The organism is Streptomyces fildesensis (assembly GCF_016107395.1).
GTDB lineage: Bacteria > Actinomycetota > Actinomycetes > Streptomycetales > Streptomycetaceae > Actinacidiphila > Actinacidiphila fildesensis.
In genome coordinates this window covers 102,699-118,862 of record NZ_JAAIKO010000011.1, presented here as the reverse complement: position 1 = coordinate 118,862, position 16,164 = coordinate 102,699, and the positions used below count along the sequence as shown (strand labels likewise).

At 69.3% G+C, this 16,164-nt stretch carries 16 protein-coding genes; 10 read left to right on the top strand and 6 right to left on the bottom strand.

Annotated features, from left to right (window positions below; genetic code table 11):
* Window positions 1-221 precede the first annotated feature (221 nt).
* The 3 genes from C6N31_RS18310 to C6N31_RS18300 all read left to right on the top strand — a co-directional run bounded on the left by C6N31_RS18310 (window position 222) and on the right by C6N31_RS18300 (window position 1,145).
* The gene (locus C6N31_RS18310; RefSeq protein ID WP_138351564.1) at window positions 222-659 is read left to right on the top strand and encodes a MarR family winged helix-turn-helix transcriptional regulator; all 438 of its coding nucleotides are present in this window, start codon (window positions 222-224) and stop codon (window positions 657-659) included.
* 98 nt (window positions 660-757) lie between these two features.
* A complete protein-coding gene (locus C6N31_RS18305; protein ID WP_198357851.1) occupies window positions 758-940 on the top strand; it encodes a hypothetical protein in 183 nt (60 codons plus the stop codon).
* A 16-nt stretch (window positions 941-956) separates the two neighbouring features.
* Window positions 957-1,145 (top strand): hypothetical protein, encoded by a 189-nt coding sequence (locus C6N31_RS18300; RefSeq protein WP_198357850.1) that lies wholly within the window; start codon window positions 957-959, stop codon window positions 1,143-1,145.
* 73 nt (window positions 1,146-1,218) lie between these two features.
* Here C6N31_RS18300 and C6N31_RS18295 read toward each other — a convergent pair whose 3' ends face one another.
* The gene (locus C6N31_RS18295) at window positions 1,219-1,494 is read right to left on the bottom strand and encodes a hypothetical protein (RefSeq protein WP_198357849.1); all 276 of its coding nucleotides are present in this window, start codon (window positions 1,492-1,494) and stop codon (window positions 1,219-1,221) included.
* Window positions 1,495-1,859: 365 nt separating this feature from the next.
* Here C6N31_RS18295 and C6N31_RS18290 point away from each other — a divergent pair, with 365 nt between their 5' ends.
* Both C6N31_RS18290 and C6N31_RS18285 read left to right on the top strand, forming a co-directional pair.
* On the top strand, window positions 1,860-3,242 hold the full coding sequence (locus C6N31_RS18290; protein WP_138351566.1) for a family 2B encapsulin nanocompartment shell protein: 1,383 nt from the start codon (window positions 1,860-1,862) through the stop codon (window positions 3,240-3,242).
* Window positions 3,229-4,653 (top strand): SufS family cysteine desulfurase, encoded by a 1,425-nt coding sequence (locus C6N31_RS18285; protein WP_198357848.1) that lies wholly within the window; start codon window positions 3,229-3,231, stop codon window positions 4,651-4,653. Before C6N31_RS18290 ends, C6N31_RS18285 begins: the two co-directional genes overlap by 14 nt.
* Before the next feature lie 159 nt (window positions 4,654-4,812).
* Here C6N31_RS18285 and C6N31_RS18280 read toward each other — a convergent pair whose 3' ends face one another.
* Complete coding sequence (locus C6N31_RS18280; protein ID WP_138351568.1) at window positions 4,813-5,274, bottom strand: hypothetical protein; 462 nt, start codon at window positions 5,272-5,274, stop codon at window positions 4,813-4,815.
* A gap of 203 nt (window positions 5,275-5,477) precedes the next feature.
* Here C6N31_RS18280 and C6N31_RS18275 point away from each other — a divergent pair, with 203 nt between their 5' ends.
* The 4 genes from C6N31_RS18275 (at window position 5,478) to C6N31_RS18260 (ending at window position 9,345) form a co-directional block, all read left to right on the top strand.
* Window positions 5,478-6,644, top strand: coding sequence for a hypothetical protein (locus tag C6N31_RS18275; RefSeq protein WP_198357847.1), 1,167 nt, complete (start codon window positions 5,478-5,480; stop codon window positions 6,642-6,644).
* Entirely contained in the window at window positions 6,622-7,320 is a 699-nt protein-coding gene (locus tag C6N31_RS18270; protein WP_138351570.1) for a hypothetical protein, read from the top strand. Before C6N31_RS18275 ends, C6N31_RS18270 begins: the two co-directional genes overlap by 23 nt.
* Window positions 7,321-7,640: 320 nt before the next feature.
* Window positions 7,641-8,153: a DinB family protein gene (locus C6N31_RS18265; RefSeq protein WP_138351571.1), complete on the top strand. Its 513-nt coding sequence runs from the start codon at window positions 7,641-7,643 to the stop codon at window positions 8,151-8,153.
* A 175-nt stretch (window positions 8,154-8,328) separates the two neighbouring features.
* Window positions 8,329-9,345, top strand: a complete 1,017-nt coding sequence (locus C6N31_RS18260) for a LacI family DNA-binding transcriptional regulator (protein WP_232485352.1) — start codon at window positions 8,329-8,331, stop codon at window positions 9,343-9,345.
* 57 nt (window positions 9,346-9,402) lie between these two features.
* Here C6N31_RS18260 and C6N31_RS18255 read toward each other — a convergent pair whose 3' ends face one another.
* Window positions 9,403-10,674, bottom strand: a complete 1,272-nt coding sequence (locus C6N31_RS18255; RefSeq protein ID WP_138351572.1) for an FAD-binding protein — start codon at window positions 10,672-10,674, stop codon at window positions 9,403-9,405.
* A 79-nt stretch (window positions 10,675-10,753) separates the two neighbouring features.
* Between C6N31_RS18255 and C6N31_RS18250 the strand changes: the two genes are divergently transcribed.
* Entirely contained in the window at window positions 10,754-11,809 is a 1,056-nt protein-coding gene (locus tag C6N31_RS18250; protein ID WP_138351573.1) for a LacI family DNA-binding transcriptional regulator, read from the top strand.
* Window positions 11,810-11,900: 91 nt separating this feature from the next.
* Here C6N31_RS18250 and mmsB read toward each other — a convergent pair whose 3' ends face one another.
* From mmsB to chvE, 3 genes are all read right to left on the bottom strand, one after another.
* Window positions 11,901-13,154, bottom strand: a complete 1,254-nt coding sequence (mmsB, locus tag C6N31_RS18245) for a multiple monosaccharide ABC transporter permease (protein WP_138351574.1) — start codon at window positions 13,152-13,154, stop codon at window positions 11,901-11,903.
* A 3-nt stretch (window positions 13,155-13,157) separates the two neighbouring features.
* A complete protein-coding gene (gene mmsA, locus C6N31_RS18240; protein WP_138351575.1) occupies window positions 13,158-14,705 on the bottom strand; it encodes a multiple monosaccharide ABC transporter ATP-binding protein in 1,548 nt (515 codons plus the stop codon).
* Window positions 14,706-14,784: 79 nt separating this feature from the next.
* Window positions 14,785-15,882, bottom strand: a complete 1,098-nt coding sequence (chvE, locus tag C6N31_RS18235) for a multiple monosaccharide ABC transporter substrate-binding protein (protein ID WP_381586961.1) — start codon at window positions 15,880-15,882, stop codon at window positions 14,785-14,787.
* Window positions 15,883-16,164 lie beyond the last annotated feature (282 nt).

The following is a 16,164-nucleotide window of genomic DNA, read 5'->3' as shown; positions in this document are numbered from 1 at the left end:
GTTCGTATGGGTATTGACGCACGATCAGTTATCCATTTGTGACGCGTGGGGCAGCGGGGAGTACAGCGTTTCCGAATCGAATAGCGGCGATGCGCGCTGGTTGCCCGATGTACCGCCGTACGCGGCGAAACGCCGCTTCGCGAGGAGGTCGTCTGTCCGGGTTCCGGCTATTTATGAAAGCTGGATTGAAAGTCTCAACTGTGAAAGTTAGACTTCCTACTATGGTGAATGATCTTGATGTGAGTGCGGTCGGTTCGGCGTTGCAGATGAGCCTCGGTCTGTTAGTGCGACGGCTACGCCAGCCCGTCCAGGGCGAACTCACCCTTCCCGAAGTGTCGGCCCTGTCGCGCCTGGAGCGGGCCGGATCGGCCACGACGAGCGACCTGGCCAGGGTCGAGCAGATCACTCCGCAGGCGATGGGAGTCACGCTCGCCGGGCTCGAGGAGCGCGACCTGGTGGAGCGGCGCCCCGATCCCTCCGACGGGCGCCGCGTGGTCATGTCGATGACCAAGGCCGGGCAGCGGTCGCTCCGGGACAGGCGCAGCGCCCGGTCCGAGCAACTGGCGAAGGCACTCGTCGCCGGTGGGTTCACCCGGGCGGAGTTGAAGACCCTGATGGCGGCGGCGCCGCTGATCGAGCGGTTGGGCGAGAGTCTGTGATTCCCGCGCAGAGTGCGCCGGGCTCGGAGGACGCGCCAGGTTCAAGGCGTTCGCCGGGGGACGCTTCCCGCACCGCGAACGCGTTCTCCTGGCGGTTCGTGACGCCGCTGTACACGGGATCGGCGATCAACGCGATCAACAGCTCGCTCATCGCGACCGCGCTGGTGCCGATCGCGGCCGCCGTCCACGTCTCGGTGGGGCGGACCGAGGTCCTGGTCTCCATGCTGTACCTCGCCAGCGCGATCGCCCAGCCGGTGGGCGGGAAGCCACACCAACGTTGACGATCACGGTCTGCACGTGATCGCCCTGATCATGGTCATCGTCAGCGCCCTGCGGCTGCTCATCGTGGTCACCGACCGCACCGTCATGGCGCAGGGCCGGGTGCGGGACCGTACGCCGGCCGGGCATGAGCAACCGTCCGACCGCGACGTGGACACGCCCACCGGTCCGGATCGCGGCGCCGGCCCTCGGCGCGCCGGGGTCTAGCCGACGGCCGGTCCCGCCCCCGTCTCCCGTCGGCTTCCGGAGAGGCGCGCGTCCGTGTTGCGGAGACCGGCGTTCAGTGGGGTGGAACGGTGGCGGCCGTGCCCGCACGCACCGCGTGGACCACTTCCTCGTGCAGGGTCCGGCTCTCTGCCTCCGACGGGCAGGGGATGGGGCTGCCGGTCATCGTGAACCAGTCCGATGAGCCGCTGTACTGCACGGCGACACGTGCCTCACCACCGGTCCAGGTGGTGTGCACGGTGAGGTCGCCCGTCAGGATTCCGACCTCCTCGGTGCGCACCCCGCCACGCCCGGCGAAGACACCTGTGGTTGTCCATGACGCCCAGCTCATCTCTCCACTGTCACACTTCCGGCGGATCCCGGCGAGCGGGAGACAGGGTGTCCGCCGGAGGCCCCGTAGAGCCATCGCCAGAGCCCCCTAGGCACCCAAGTGAGCGAAATTCCCCCCAAGTGCTTCTTTGGGTATCACAAAGCTTCAATAAGGGAAAAAATTACGTCATGTATGGGCGCCGGAACCGTGCGCTCAGCTGGGATTTCCGAGGCCGCGAGGGTGCACGTTTCGTGAGTCGCATATTTCTGGCCTGATACGAACAATGCCGCCTTGTTCTCAGCGGATGCCGGAGACCACGATCACCTCGTTCCGGCGTCATCACTGGCCACCGCCCGGATATGACGCCCGTCTTCCAGGAGGTTCCTGTGAACGATCGACTCAGTCTCGGTCCGGACGCGGCACGGCAGCTGGCCACCGCCACCAAGACCAGCCCGCAGATGCGCGGCATCACCCCGCGCTATCTGCTGCGCGCACTGCCCTGGGTGGACGTCGAATCGGGTGTCTACCGGGTCAACCGCCGTCGGACCTTCGTCCTGGGCGACGACCTGATCAGCAGCTACAGCGAGGACGGCACCCACCACATCGTCCCGGAGGACCTGCGGGAGGTGCCGTACCTGCGCGACACCGACGAAGCGCTCCTCACCGAACTGGCCGCCGCCTTCACCGAGGTCGGCTTCGAGTCCGGACAGTTACTGGCCTCGGAGGGCGATGCCTCCGATCAGATATGGGTGCTCGTCGAGGGCCGGGCCGAGAAGCGCGTGACGGGCCGATACGGCGAGGACGCACTGCTCGAAGTGATCGGGGACGGCCAGCTCTTCGACCTCGACGCCTGGACCCGTGCCGAGCCGATGCCCTACCGGGTCAAGGCCCTCACCCCCGGGGTCGCGCTCTGCGCCGACCGCAGCGCGCTGGCCGGACTGACCACCCGCAGCGAAGACCTGCAGACGGCACTCGACGCTTACCTCGCCGGGGACATGCCGGTGCCGGGCTCCGAGGTGCCGGTGGATCTCACCTCCGGCCACGTCGGAGAACCGGAACTCCCGGGCACGTTCGTCGACTACGAGGACACTCCGCGGGAGTACCACATGAGCCTCGCGCAGACGGTGCTGCGGGTGCACACCCGCGTCGCCGATCTCTACAACGGGCCCATCGACCAGACCCGCGCCCAGGCCAATCTGACCATCCAGGCGCTGCGGGAGCGCCAGGAGTCGTCGATGCTGAACCACCCGGAGTTCGGGCTGCTCAACACGGTCGCACCGGGGCAGCGGGTGCAGTCGCGGACCGGATCGCCGACACCCGATGACCTGGACGAGCTGCTGGCGAAGGTCTGGAAGCAGCCCGGCTTCTTCGTCGCGCACCCCAGGGCGATAGCCGCCTTCGGACGGGAATGTACGCGGCGGGGCGTGCCCCCGGTGACGGACAGCAGATTCGGCAGCCCCCTGCTGACGTGGCGGGGAGTACCGCTGCTCCCCTCCGACAAGGTGGGGTTCACGGGTCACAACGGCGCCAGCACCACCTCGATCCTGCTGATGCGGGTGGGCGAGGCCGAGCAGGGCGTGGTGGGGCTGCGGCCGACGAAGGTGCAGGACGAGGTCGAACCGGCGCTGTCCATGCGGAACATGGGCGTCGACCAGAAGGGCATCACCTCGTATCTGATGACGGCCTACTTCAACACCGCGGTGCTGGTGGAGGACGCCACCGCCGTCCTCCGGAACGTCGAGGCGCACAACTACCATGACTACTCCTGACGTTACGGAGCGCGCGGCCCCGGGCGGCCTCACCCCGGGCGGCCTCACCCCGGGTGGCCTCACCCCGAACGCGGTCCCGAACATGGCCCCGGGCTCAACCCCGAGCGTGGTCCCTGGCGCATCTACCGCTCCGGCTCCGGCTCTGGTTCCGGGAGCGGCTCCGGGATCGTCAATGGGCCGGCAGAGCGGTGGCTTCTCTCCCGAGACGGCTCGGAAGGACTTCCCGATACTGCAGCGTCTCGTCAACGGCCATCCGCTGGTCTGGCTCGACAACGCCGCCACGACGCAGAAACCGCGCCAGGTGATCGAAGCCCTCGCCGCCTACTACAGCGCGACCAACTCCAACATCCACCGCGGTGCGCACACCCTGGCGCGCGAGGCCACCGAGGCGTACGAGGCGGGCCGGGCCGCGGTCGCCGAGTTCCTGGGTGCGGCCTCTCCGGAGAACATCGTGTTCGTCCGCGGCACCACTGAGGCGATCAACCTCGTCGCGCAGAGCTGGGGGCGAGCCAACCTCGGGCCGGGGGACGACATCCTGGTGCCGGTCCTGGAGCACCACTCGGACATCGTGCCCTGGCAGCTCATCGCCAAGGAGACCCGGGCCCGAGTGGTTCCGGTCCCCCTCGGACCTGACGGGCAGATCGACCGGACCGCCTATGCCGACCTGCTCTCGTCGCGGACCCAGCTCGTGGCGATCAGCCATGCGTCGAACGTACTGGGTACCGTTCCGCCGGTGCGGGAGATGACGGCGCTGGCACACCGCTACGGCGCCAAGGTGCTGGTGGACGGGGCACAGGCGGTCGCCCATTTCCCGGTCGACGTCCAGGAGATGGATGCCGACTTCTATGTGTTCTCCGGCCACAAGATCTTCGCTCCCACGGGCATCGGGGTGCTGTACGGGAAGCCGGAAGTGCTGGAGAGCATGCCGCCGTGGCAGGGCGGCGGCAACATGATCGACTCGGTCAGCTTCGCCCACACCACCTACGCGCCCGTTCCGCAACGGCTGGAGGCCGGCACCGGCCACATCTCCGGGGTGGTCGGGCTGTTGGCCGCGCTGAACTGGCTGACCTCCTTCGACCGGGGCGCGGTCGCCGCCTACGAGCAAGGGCTGATGTCCTACGCGCAACAGGCTCTGTCCATGGTCCCCGGCCTCGAGACGGTGGGCGCCGCACCCGACAGGATCGCCGTCCTGACCTTCACGCTCGCGGGCCAGGACCCGGCCACGGTGGCCGACTGGTTGGACCGCGACGGTATCGCCATCCGCGCGGGCCACCACTGCGCCCAGCCCGCGCTGGCCCACTACGGCCTCGAAACCGCGGCGCGCGCTTCACTCGCGCTCTACAACACATCCGAGGAGGTGGACCAACTGGTGGCCTCCCTGCGCAGGCTCACCGACAGCGCGCCGTCATGAGGAAGCGACCATAGCAGGCCGGGGCGTACGGCCGCCGTCACCCGGGTTCGCGGGCGGAGGGACGGCGTCTCCTGTGCGGTGAACTGACGCCCGCAGGGGCGGCGGAGGGGGCGCCCGGATGATCGGGTGCCCCCTCCGCCGTGATGGCAGTCGCGCTGCTCAGCCCTGGAAGTGACTCATCGAGGAGTCGTCGAAGGGGGCGTTCATCACCTTCGAGGACCAGCAGGACGAGATGACACCCGTGCTCACCTTGATCTTGCAGACCTCGAAGTAGGCGTAGTTGATGTAACCGCCCGGAGCGGCGTACGTCGTCCAGGAGGCGGTGTCCTGGCCCGACGGGATGGTCCGCATCTTCCAGGTGATCTTGCCGTTCTCACCGTACGTGATCAGCCGGGTGCCGATGGCGTAGCCGTCCGTCGCCGTGTCCTTCAAGGTGATCTGAATGGGGTCCAGTCGGTACGGCTGGATCCGCCACCCGATGTCCATGCGCCCGGAGAACGAGTTGTCGCCCACGGTGTCCGAGGTGGTCGGCGTGGCGGCTGCGGCGGGCGTCGCGGCGAGCGGGACGATCAGGGCGGCGAGAGCCGCGGCGCCGGCCACGATGGTGTGCTGGAAACGCAAGATTCCCCCAGAGATTGAGCTCGGTTGATCCGAGATGATCATGGTAGCGGCACTGGGCCCGCTGTCGCGCGGAGCGGTGCAATCGGTGCAACCGGTGTCACAGCAGGGTCCCGAGGGAAGGCTGAGGACGCGGTCCGGGGACGCGGTCGGGGAAGGCGGCGCCCGGCACAAGGCTTTCGGGGGATGCGATGGAAGAGCCGACGATGTACACGATTGTCACGCTGGGGCCGTCAGGGGCGGGCAAGACGGTCTATCTCGCGGCGCTGTGGCACATGCTGAAGCTCGAACATCCGCGGCTCAAATGCTATTTGAAGCCGGAGAGCCGACAGCAGGGGTACAAGCTCGGCCAGATCTACAACGAGGTCGCGGGCCCGGGGGAGTGGCCGCTGCCCACCGACGGCAACGTCTTTCCCGAGTGGACGTTCTCGTGCAAGGTGAAGAGCCAGCACGGCACGTACACCGCGTTGAAGGTCCGCTACATCGACTACGCCGGCGACCGGCTCACCGATCCCCAGTCGGGGAGCACCGAGCAGGACCGGCTGGAGGAGACGCTGCGGAACGCCGATGCCCTGCTGGGCCTGCTGGACGGGCGCAAGGTACTGAAGCTCATGCGCGGTAACGGGGAGTTCCTGGACCGGGACATGACGCAGGTGTTCTCGCTCATGCAGGACTGCGACGGCCCGATCCACTTCGTCATCACCAAGTGGGATCTGCTGGCGGGTCACTACTCGCTGCGACAGATCCGCGAACGCCTCATGGAGCACCCGGACTTCGCGGTGCTGGCCACGAGCAGGAGCGACTGGCACATCAGGGGGATGCCGGTCCCGCCGGGCCGGATGCGGCTGATACCCGTCAGCTCCGTGGGCCGTGAGTTCGCGGTCCTCGGCGCCGACGGCGGGATGCACAAGCGGGCCAACGCCCGGCCGAGGCCGCTCAACGTGGACGTGGCCTTCGCGGCGGTGCTTCCCGACCTCGTCGCGCGCGCCTACGATGCTGCGAAAGCGGATCAGGAGCGGGCGCGGCGGGAGGCGCGGGGTCAGTGGCGGGGTTGGTTCGCCGACTTCACCCGGGTCGTCGCCTCGACGGTGGCGGCCCCCGTGTCGACGGTGCTGGCGACCCGTGGCATCCAGGTGCCCGTGCACCTGATCGCCGCTTTCCTGTCCTCCGGCACGGGCGCGGTCGCGAACGCCGTGAACATTCCGCCCAGTGAACTGCGCAAGGCCCGCCGTCTGCAGAGGTCCTTCCGCAAGCGGAGCGTCAACGCGGTCACCGATGACGCCGCCGCGGCGCAGTTCGTCCTGCACCGGCTCGTCGAGGAGCTGCAGGCCTTCGAGAGGAGTCCGGAGAATGACGGCACGGTCCTCAGCTGAGGAGTTCTGGCCGTTCCTGATCAGCCGCGGCCACGTGACGACCTACCGGGTGGTCGTGGCCCCGCAGTTCCTCTGCGAGGCCGATCTGGCGGGCCTGTTGTACGACCTTGCGGGGGGTGAACCCACACCGCCGGGCCATGGCAGATACCGGGTCGTGCGCGGCACGGCCGCCGGTGACTTCGTGCTGATGTTCCGGGTCCAGCTGGGCGAGTTGGAGGGCAGCGCGGGACAGCCTGGAGCACCGCTACGGGACGAGCACGGCCGGCGGATTCCCGTGATCGACGGGGTGGTGGAGCGCGTCCGGCGCTTCGATCCGACGACGGGTGCCGGCGTGCTGGACGAGGGCCGCCGCCGCTGCCGGCAGCGGTTCCGGGAGTTCTGGGAGAGCGGCGACGGCTCGCGGGCGCCCCACCCGTCGGCGGCGTTCGCCGCCGCGCGGACGCAGGGCGGTGCGGTGCGCTGGGAAGCGCTCCCGGAGTACGTGGTGGCCCGGCTGACGTCGACCGACTCACCTTTCGAAGGGGACGGCGGGGCCGGCGAGCGCGAGGCGGAGCCGGGGGAGTCGGGTGAGTCGCCGGGTGGCACTGTCCGCTGGCCCCGGAGGCTGACGGTCGGCGCCGCGCTGAGCCTGGCTGCCGGCCTCGCGGGCTGGGCGGTCAGCCGCTCGCACCACTGAGTCCGCCGGTAGGAGAGCGGCCGGCCGCCGCAGCCACCGAATCTGCTGGCCTGCCGGCTCCGTGTCTGCTCTCGTGTCTCTATGCGGGGGAGGTGTCGCGAGGTGCCGCGCGCCCCAGCCGGGCGATCGCCCATCGGGCTGCCGCCCTGAGGCCGCGCGAGCGGAGCACAGCGGAGTCCGGGCGCGGCAGCTTCGTCACGTCTGCCGCCACCCCCTGTACACGGCACCGCCGCTTCGGAGATCCTCTGGAGCTGTAACCGACAGAAGCTGCCGGGACCGGCGGCCACCGTCGCCGGCGGCCATATCCGGGAGAGAGCGCAGTGACTCAGGAACCGACACCGGATGCCGAGATCAGGGCACTCCTGACGTCCCTGGACGGACAGCGACGGCACGTTCTGGGAATCCTCGACGGGCTGGACGCGGACGCGCTGCGCCGCGTCGTGCTGCCGTCGGGATGGAACTGCCTGGGGCTCGTCCAACATCTCGCCCTGGACGTCGAGCGATTCTGGTTCCGTGCCGTCCTCACCGGGGACAAGGACGTCATCCGCAGCCTGGACGAGATCGACGACGCGTGGGTGGTGGGACCCGACACCGCGGCCGCCGACGTCCTCCAGCAGTACCGCCGGGAGACGGACCTCGCGAACGCGGTCATCACCGGCACGGCCGCGGACGCACCCCTGGCCTGGTGGCCCCACCACCTCTTCGGCGAACCCCACCTCCACACCCTCCGGGACGTCCTGCTGCACGTCATCACAGAAACCGCCTGCCACGCCGGCCACCTCGACGCGGCCCGAGAACTGCTGGACGGCCGCCGCTGGATGGTCCTGACCTAGGCCGTTGCGCAGCGGCCGACGAAGCAGGCCGTCACTCTGGGGCCGCCGACGGGCCGTGCCTTGTTCTGTGATCGTGAACAAATAGACTCTTCCCCATGCCCGTGCGAAGGTCGCCCCAGGGCGTGCAGCCGCAGGTACTCGCCGATGAGAGGGCCGACACGTGGGAAGCGGACGGATGGATCCTGATGCGCGTCCGCCGGTGATGGCGGATGTGGCGCGGGTCGCGGGCGTGTCCCATCAGACCGTGTCGCGGGTCCTCAATGGGGCCTCGCACGTACGCGAGGAGACCCGGGACCGGGTGCTCGCCGCGATCCGGCAGCTGGACTACCGGCCCAATTCGGCGGCGCGGGCCCTGGTCACCCGGCGCTCCCAGACGCTCGGTGTCGTGAGTTTCGGCAGTGTGCTCTACGGCCCGGCCTCGATGCTGGACGGGATCGAGCAGGCGGCGCGCAGCGCGGGCTACTTCGTCAGTGTGGCGAGTCTGCGGTCCCTGGACAGCCGCTCGGTGCAGGAAGCGGTGGACCGGCTTCGTGACCAGGGCGTGGAGGGCATCGCGGTGATCGCGCCGCAGACGTCGGCGGTGAGCGCGATCGGGAAGCTGTCGACCGTTGTGCCGGTGGTCGCGGTCGGGTCCGGCAGCGAGTCCCGCGTACCGGTGGTGGCGATCGACAACGAGTCCGGCGCGCTGGCCGCCACCCGGCACCTGCTCGACCTCGGGCACACCACGGTGCACCATGTCGCGGGCCCGCCCGGCTGGTTGGAGACCACGGCCCGCCAGGACGGCTGGCGCAAGGCGCTCAAGGCGGCGGGAGCGCCGGTGCCTCCGGTGCGGAGCGGGGACTGGAGTGCCCGCTCGGGATACGAGGCGGGGCTGGGGCTCGCGGCGGACCCCGCGGTCACGGCGGTGTTCTGCGCCAACGACCACATGGCACTGGGGCTGCTCCGAGCGCTCCACGAGTCGGGCCGCGCGATCCCCGGCGACATCAGCGTCGTCGGGTTCGACGACATCTCCGAGGCCGCCTACTTCTCCCCGCCCCTGACCACCGTGCGCCAGGACTTCGGCGAGCTGGGCCGCCGCGCGCTGGAGCTTCTGGTGGAGGAGCTGACCGGCGCCGGCCACTCCCGGCACCACATCCTGGTGCCACCGGAAATGGTGCTGCGCCGGAGCACGGGCCCGGCCCCGTCCCGCTGAATCGGACCCCCCCTTCCCGCCGGGCGCCACGGCTCGCCCGGGGGAGGGCGGAGCGGGCTACGACCGGCGGGGGAACAGGTCGTCCACGAAGGTGTTGCGGAAGACCCCGGCGGGATCGTGCAGGGCCATCAACCGTTCGAAATCAGCGGCCCGTTCGTAGCGGGCGATGACGTCCTCCGGTGCGAGGGTGGTCAGTTTCCCCCAGTGGGGCCGGGCACCGAGCGGTACGAGCCGGTTCTCGACGGCGGCCAGGACCGGCAGGATCGCCGCTGTCTCCTCGTGCCAGGTGAAGTGCAGGGCGACCGAGTCCTGCCGATAGGCGGGGCTGAGCCAGAGATCGTCCGCCGCGACGGTGCGGACCTCCGCGATCTGCAGGCAGGGCCGTATGCGGTTGCCGAGGTCGCGCAGCGCCGCGAAGGCTTCGCGGGCCGCCGCGCGGGGGAGGATCAGCTCGGACTGCAGCTCCGCGCCGCTGCTCGGCGTGAAGTCGGGACGGAAGTGGGGGAGCCGTTCATGCCAGGGTCCGGGGACGCCCGACTGCACGGTGCACCAGGTGCCCGGCATGGTGGGGATCGGGTGGCGCGGGCCGTCGGCGTGCCGGGCTCCCAGCCACCGCTCGCCGGGGTGCCCGGCGCCCGGCTGGTCCGTCCGCGTTTTGAGCCAGACCTGGGCGGTGTCCGCGTGCCAGTCGGTGAACACGCTGACGCTGTGGCCGGCGCCGGAGACCTCGTCGAAACCGTCCGACAGCCGTTCCAGCGAGAGCCCGTCGTAGACCCACTGCGCGACGTCGTAGGTCGGCTCGATGTCCAGGGTGACATCGGTGACGATGCCGAGGGCGCCCAGCCCGATCACGGCGCCGGGCAGCCGGTCCCGCGGATTCTCCCGGCGCAGCTCGGTCAGCCGGCCGCCGGGACCGACCAGGCGCAGCCCTGCCACCGCCGAGGCCAGGCCGCGCAGGCCGTTGCCCGAGCCGTGCGTGCCGGTGGCGACGGCGCCCGCGACCGAGATCTGCGGCAGCGACGCCATGTTCGCCAGGGCGAAGCCCTCCTGGTGCAGCCGCTGGGCGACCTGCGCGTACCGTAGTCCGCCCGCGACGGTCACGGTCGACGCGCGGCGGTCGATGTCGATCCGTGGCGGCAGGCCGTCCAGGCGCACGAGATCACCGTCGGTGTCCGCGACGAGGTTGAAGGAGTGTCCGGTCCCGAGCGCGCGGATGCTCTCCGCCGAGGCCACGAGGTGCCGCAGCTCCTCGACCGAGGTCGGGCTGTGCACCTGGCGGGCCGTGAAAGTGACATTGCCGGCCCAGTTGGTCGGCGTGCTTGTCGTCATCGCTTGTCTTCCTGATCCGACAACTTTGTTATCGTTAACAATTACACCCGCTCGTATCGTGTCAGCTCCAGGAGGGTCTGTGCCGCGGCCTGCCGAAGAGACCCGTCTCCCCACCATGGCGGACGTCGCCCAACTGGCGGGGGTCTCGCACCAGACCGTCTCCCGGGTGCTCAGCGGCCATCCGAACGTGCGCGAGGTGACGCGGGCGGGGGTGCAGAAGGCGATCGACGAGCTGGGGTACCGCCGTAACTCCACCGCGCGGGCCCTGGCCACCCGTCGCACCCGCACGCTCGGCGTGGTCGCGGCGGACACCACGCTGTTCGGCCCGGCCAGCACGGTCGCGGGGCTGGCGGAGTCGGCCCGGGCCGAGGGGTACATGGTCTCGACGGTGAGCGGGCGGGCGCTCAGCCGGCTCAGCCTCACCGAGGCGCTGAAGCACCTCGGTGAATGGGGCGTCGAGGGGGCCGTGGTCATCACCCCGCAGCGCGAGGCGGCGGCCGCGCTCTTCGAGCTGCGGCACCCCTTCCCGGTGGTGACCGTCGAGGGCGGCCACGACCTGGAGATTCCCAGTGTGTCGGTGGACCAGAACCTCGGTGCCCGGCTGGTCACCGACCATCTGCTGGGGTGCGGCCATCGCACCGTCTGGCACGTGGCCGGACCGCAGGACTGGCTGGAGGCGGCGGCCCGCATGGCGGGCTGGCGTGCGGCCCTGCACGAGGCGGGCGCCGACGTGCCACCGCCGCTGATCGGCGACTGGAGCCCGCTCTCCGGCTACCGTGCCGGCCAGGAACTCGCCGGCCGCGTCGGGCGCCGGGGAGCCAGCGGCTCCGACCTGACGGCGGTGTTCGCCGCCAACGACCAGATGGCACTGGGCATCATGCGCGCCTTCCGGGAGGCCGGAGTGCGGATCCCCGTGGACGTGGCGATCGCCGGATTCGACGACATCCCCGAGGCGGAGTTCTTCGCACCTCCGCTGACCACCGTCCGGCAGGACTTCGCCGCGGTCGGCCGGGCCAGCATCCGGCTGCTCCTGGACCGGATCGAGGGCGGCGACCGCGACCGTACGGCCATCCCGCACCATGTGATCGAACCGCAGCTCATCGTGCGCGGCAGCACGACGACCCCGGTGGTCTGAACGGCCCGGCCACCCGGCCGACCCCGATACGCCGCCGGCCCCGGGATCAGCTCCGGGGGCCGGCGGCGTACCGCGGGGCGAAGGGGTCGGGTCAGGAGCCGACCTTGCGCTTGTTGTAGACGTCGAAGCCGACGGCCGCCAACAGCACCAGGCCCTTGATGACCTGCTGGTAGTCGGTGCCTATGCCCACCAGCGACATGCCGTTGTTGAGCACGCCGAGCACCAGCCCGCCGATGATCGCGCCGAGGACGGTGCCGACGCCGCCGGCGGCCGAGGCGCCGCCGATGAAGGCCGCCGCGATCGCCTCCAGTTCGAAGTTGATACCGGCCTGCGGCGTACCGGCGTTGAGCCGGGCGGCGAAGACCATGCCGGCCAGCGCGGCCAGGACGCCCATGTTCACGAAGGCCAGGAAGACGACGCGCTTGCTCTTCACGCCGGACAGCCGGGCGGCCGGTTCGTTCCCGCCGATCGCGTAGGTGTGACGGCCGAGGATCGAGTTGCGCATCAGATAGCCGAAGCCGACCAGCAGGGCGCCCAGGATGAGCAGGACGATCGGGAAGCCGTGATAGCTGGCGAGCAGCAGGGTGAACACGGTCACCGCGGCGGTGATGGCGGCCAGCTTGGCGAGGAAGAAGCCCAGCGGAAGCAGTTCGAGCCCGAAGGCGGCGGCCTGCCGTCGGCCGCGGACCTCCTGGAGCACCGCGATCGCGAGCACTCCGATCCCGAGCAGCAGCGTCAGGTTGTGGTAGTCGGTGTACGGGCCGACCTCCGGCATGAAACCGCTGCTGATCTTCTGGAAACCGCGCGGGAACGGGGCCACCGACTGGCCCTGGAGCAGGATCTGCGTGCCGCCGCGGAACAGCAGCATGCCTGCCAGCGTGACGATGAAGGACGGGATGCCCACGTAGGCGATCCAGAACCCCTGCCAGGCGCCGGCGACCGCGCCGATCAGCAGTGCGGCGACGAGCGCCACCGGCCAGGGCACCTGGTGTTTGACCATCATCACCGCGGCCGCCGCGCCGACGAAGGCGGCGAGCGAGCCGACCGACAGGTCGATGTGGCCCGCGATGATGACGATCATCATGCCGATGGCCAGGATCAGGATGTAGCTGTTCTGCTGGATCAGGTTGGTGACGTTGAGCGGCTTGAGGAGCGTGCCGTCGGTCCAGATCTGGAAGAGCAGGATGATCAGCGCCAGCGCGACCAGCATGCCGTACTGGCGGATGTTGCCGCGCAGAGCCTGGACCAGCTGCTGTCCCACCCCGCCGCCGGAGCCCGTGGGGCCGCTCGGCTTACCGTCGGTGGGTGTGCTCGCCTCGATACCGGAGGTCTGTGTCTGGGCCATGCGTCACACCTGCTCGTTCTGGGTTGCCGCGCTCACGGTCATGAGGCGCATGAGTGATTCCTGGGTGGCGTCGGTGCGGTCCACCTCGCCGGTGAGCCGGCCCTCGGCCATCGTGTAGATGCGGTCGCACAGGCCGAGCAGCTCGGGCAGCTCCGAGGAGATGACCAGCACCGCCTTGCCCTGAGCGGCCAGATCGGCGATCACCGAGTAGATCTCGGCCTTCGCGCCGACGTCGATGCCTCGGGTGGGCTCGTCGAGGATCAGCACGTCGGGCTCGGAGAAGATCCACTTGCTGAGGACGACCTTCTGCTGGTTGCCGCCGCTGAGCTTGCCGGTCTCCGCGAAGACCGAGGGCGCCTTGATGTTCATCGACGCGCGGAACTTCTCCGCGACCCGCATCTCCTCGTGCTCGTTGACCCAGCCGTGCCGGGAGACCTTGCCGAGCGCGCTCAGCGAGATGTTGCGGCTGATGTCCTCGGTCAGGTTGAGCCCGAGCTGCTTGCGGTCCTCGGTGACGTACGCGAGGCCGTGCCCGATAGCCTCCGGAACCGTACGCGTCCTGATCTCCACCCCGTTCAACAGCACCCGGCCGCCGGTGTAGCGGCCGTAGGAGCGGCCGAAGACGCTCATCGCGAGCTCGGTGCGGCCTGCGCCCATCAGGCCGGCGACGCCCACGATCTCGCCGCGCCGCACATGAACCGAGACGTCGTCGACCACCTTGCGCTGGTGGTCGATCGGATGGAGGACGGTCCAGTCCTCGATGGCGAATGCGACGTCGCCGATGTCGGGAGTGCGCTCGGGGTAGCGGTGGTCGAGGTCGCGGCCGACCATACCCCGGATGATGCGGTCCTCGGAGATGCCCTCGGTGCCGACGGCGACGGTCTCGATGGTCCGGCCGTCCCGCAGGATGGTGACGGAGTCGGCGACGCGGGCGATCTCGTTGAGCTTGTGCGAGATGATGATGCAGGAGATCCCCTGCGCCTTGAGTTCGAGGATGAGATCGAGCAGCTTGCGGCTGTCCTCGTCGTTCAGCGCGGCTGTCGGCTCGTCCAGGATCAGGAGCTTGACCTCCTTGGCGAGGGCCTTGGCGATCTCGACCAACTGCTGTTTGCCCACCCCGATGTCCGCGATCCGGGTCTGCGGGTTCTCGTGCAGACCGACCCGCTGGAGCAGCTTCTTCGCGTGGGTGAGGGTGCGGTGCCAGCTGATGATGCCGCGCGAGGCGTGCTCGTTGCCGAGGAAGATGTTCTCCGCGATGGAGAGGTAGGGCACCAGGGCGAGTTCCTGGTGGATGATCACGATGCCGTGCTGCTCGCTCGCCCGGATGTCCTTGAACGCGCACGGCTCACCCTCGAAGAGGATGTCGCCCTCGTACGTGCCGTGCGGGTACACCCCGCTGAGCACCTTCATCAGAGTGGACTTGCCGGCGCCGTTCTCGCCGCAGACGGCGTGGACTTCGCCGGGTGCGACGCTCAGATTGACGTCGGAGAGCGCTTTGACGCCGGGGAAGGACTTGCTGATCGAACGCATCTCCAGGACGGGTCCGGCCATGATGGGCATCCGTTCGGGTCGGGGACGGGTCGGGTCGGGGAAGTTCGGCGGCCGGTGGGAAACAGCGGCCCAGGGCGCCCTACTTGAGCTGAGCGGCGGAAAGCTGCCCGCTGTCGACCAGCACCTTGCGGTAGTTGTCCTTGTCGACACTGACCGGCTGCAGCAGGAAGGCCGGCACGACCTTGGCGCCGTTGTTGTACTGCTTGGTGTCGTTGACCTGGGGCTTGCCGCCGCTGAGCAGCGCGTCGCCCATCTGCACGGCCACCTTGGCGAGGGCGCGGGTGTCCTTGGACACGGTCTGGGTCTGCTCGCCGGCCAGGATGGACTTCACCGACGCCAGCTCGGCGTCCTGCCCGGTGACGATGGGCAGTTCCTTACCCGGCTCGCCGTAACCGACGCCCTTGAGCGAGGAGAGGATACCGATCGAGATGCCGTCGTAGGGGGAGAGCACAGCGTCGACCCGGGCCGTCGTGTAGGACTTGCTGAGCAGGTTGTCCATCCGGGACTGCGCGAGTCCGCCGTCCCAGCGCAGGGTGGCGACCTGGTTGAAGTTGGTCTGGCCGCTGCGGACGACGAGCTTCTTGTCGGCCATGTACGGCTTGAGCACACTCATCGCGCCCTGGAAGAAGAACGGGGAGTTGTTGTCGTCCGGTGAGCCGCCGAACAGCTCGACGTTGAACGGCCCCTTGCCGTCCTTGAGGCCGAGCTTGTCGGCGATATAGGTGCCCTGGAGGACACCGACCTTGTAGTTGTCGAAGGTCGCGTAGTAGTCGACGTTCTTGGTGCCGAGGATGAGCCGGTCGTAGGAGATCACCGGGATGTCGGCGTCGGCGGCCTTCTGCAGCACATCGGTGAGCGACGAGCCGTCGACCGCGGCGATGACCAGCAGCCGGGCGCCCTTGGTGACCATGTTCTCGATCTGGGACACCTGGTTCTCCACGACGTTGTCGCCGTACTGGAGATCGGTCTTGTACCCCTTGGCCTGGAACTGCTTCACCATGTTGGCGCCGTCGTTGATCCAGCGTTCCGAGGATTTGGTGGGCATCGCGATACCCACCAGGCCGCCCTTGGCATCAGCGTGTTTTGCGTGGGGGCCGACGCCGTTGGCGGCTTGTCCGCAGGCGGCCAACACCATTGTTAGCGCAACCAGGGCGAGGCCTGTCGATATTTTCCGCACACTTCCTCCAGTGATGTGCCGCGGTCAGCGAGATTCGCGTACGGCCTCCGCGTGACCCGGTGTCCTCGGACCGGTCGAGTCCCCGTGGATGGCGGGGTGCGATGACGGCGCGGGGGTCGCGCACGGATCGGGCTCGGCCGACAGGGGCCCGGTGGCTGCTGACAAGCCCGCCGGTGCCCGGCCCGACCATGTCGCTGGCCTGGCGTTACAAGAGTGTTAACGCTAACAGAATGGGCGTCAAGGGCCCGAGGGTCACCGTTTCGCATCGCAGGGCGCCGCGGG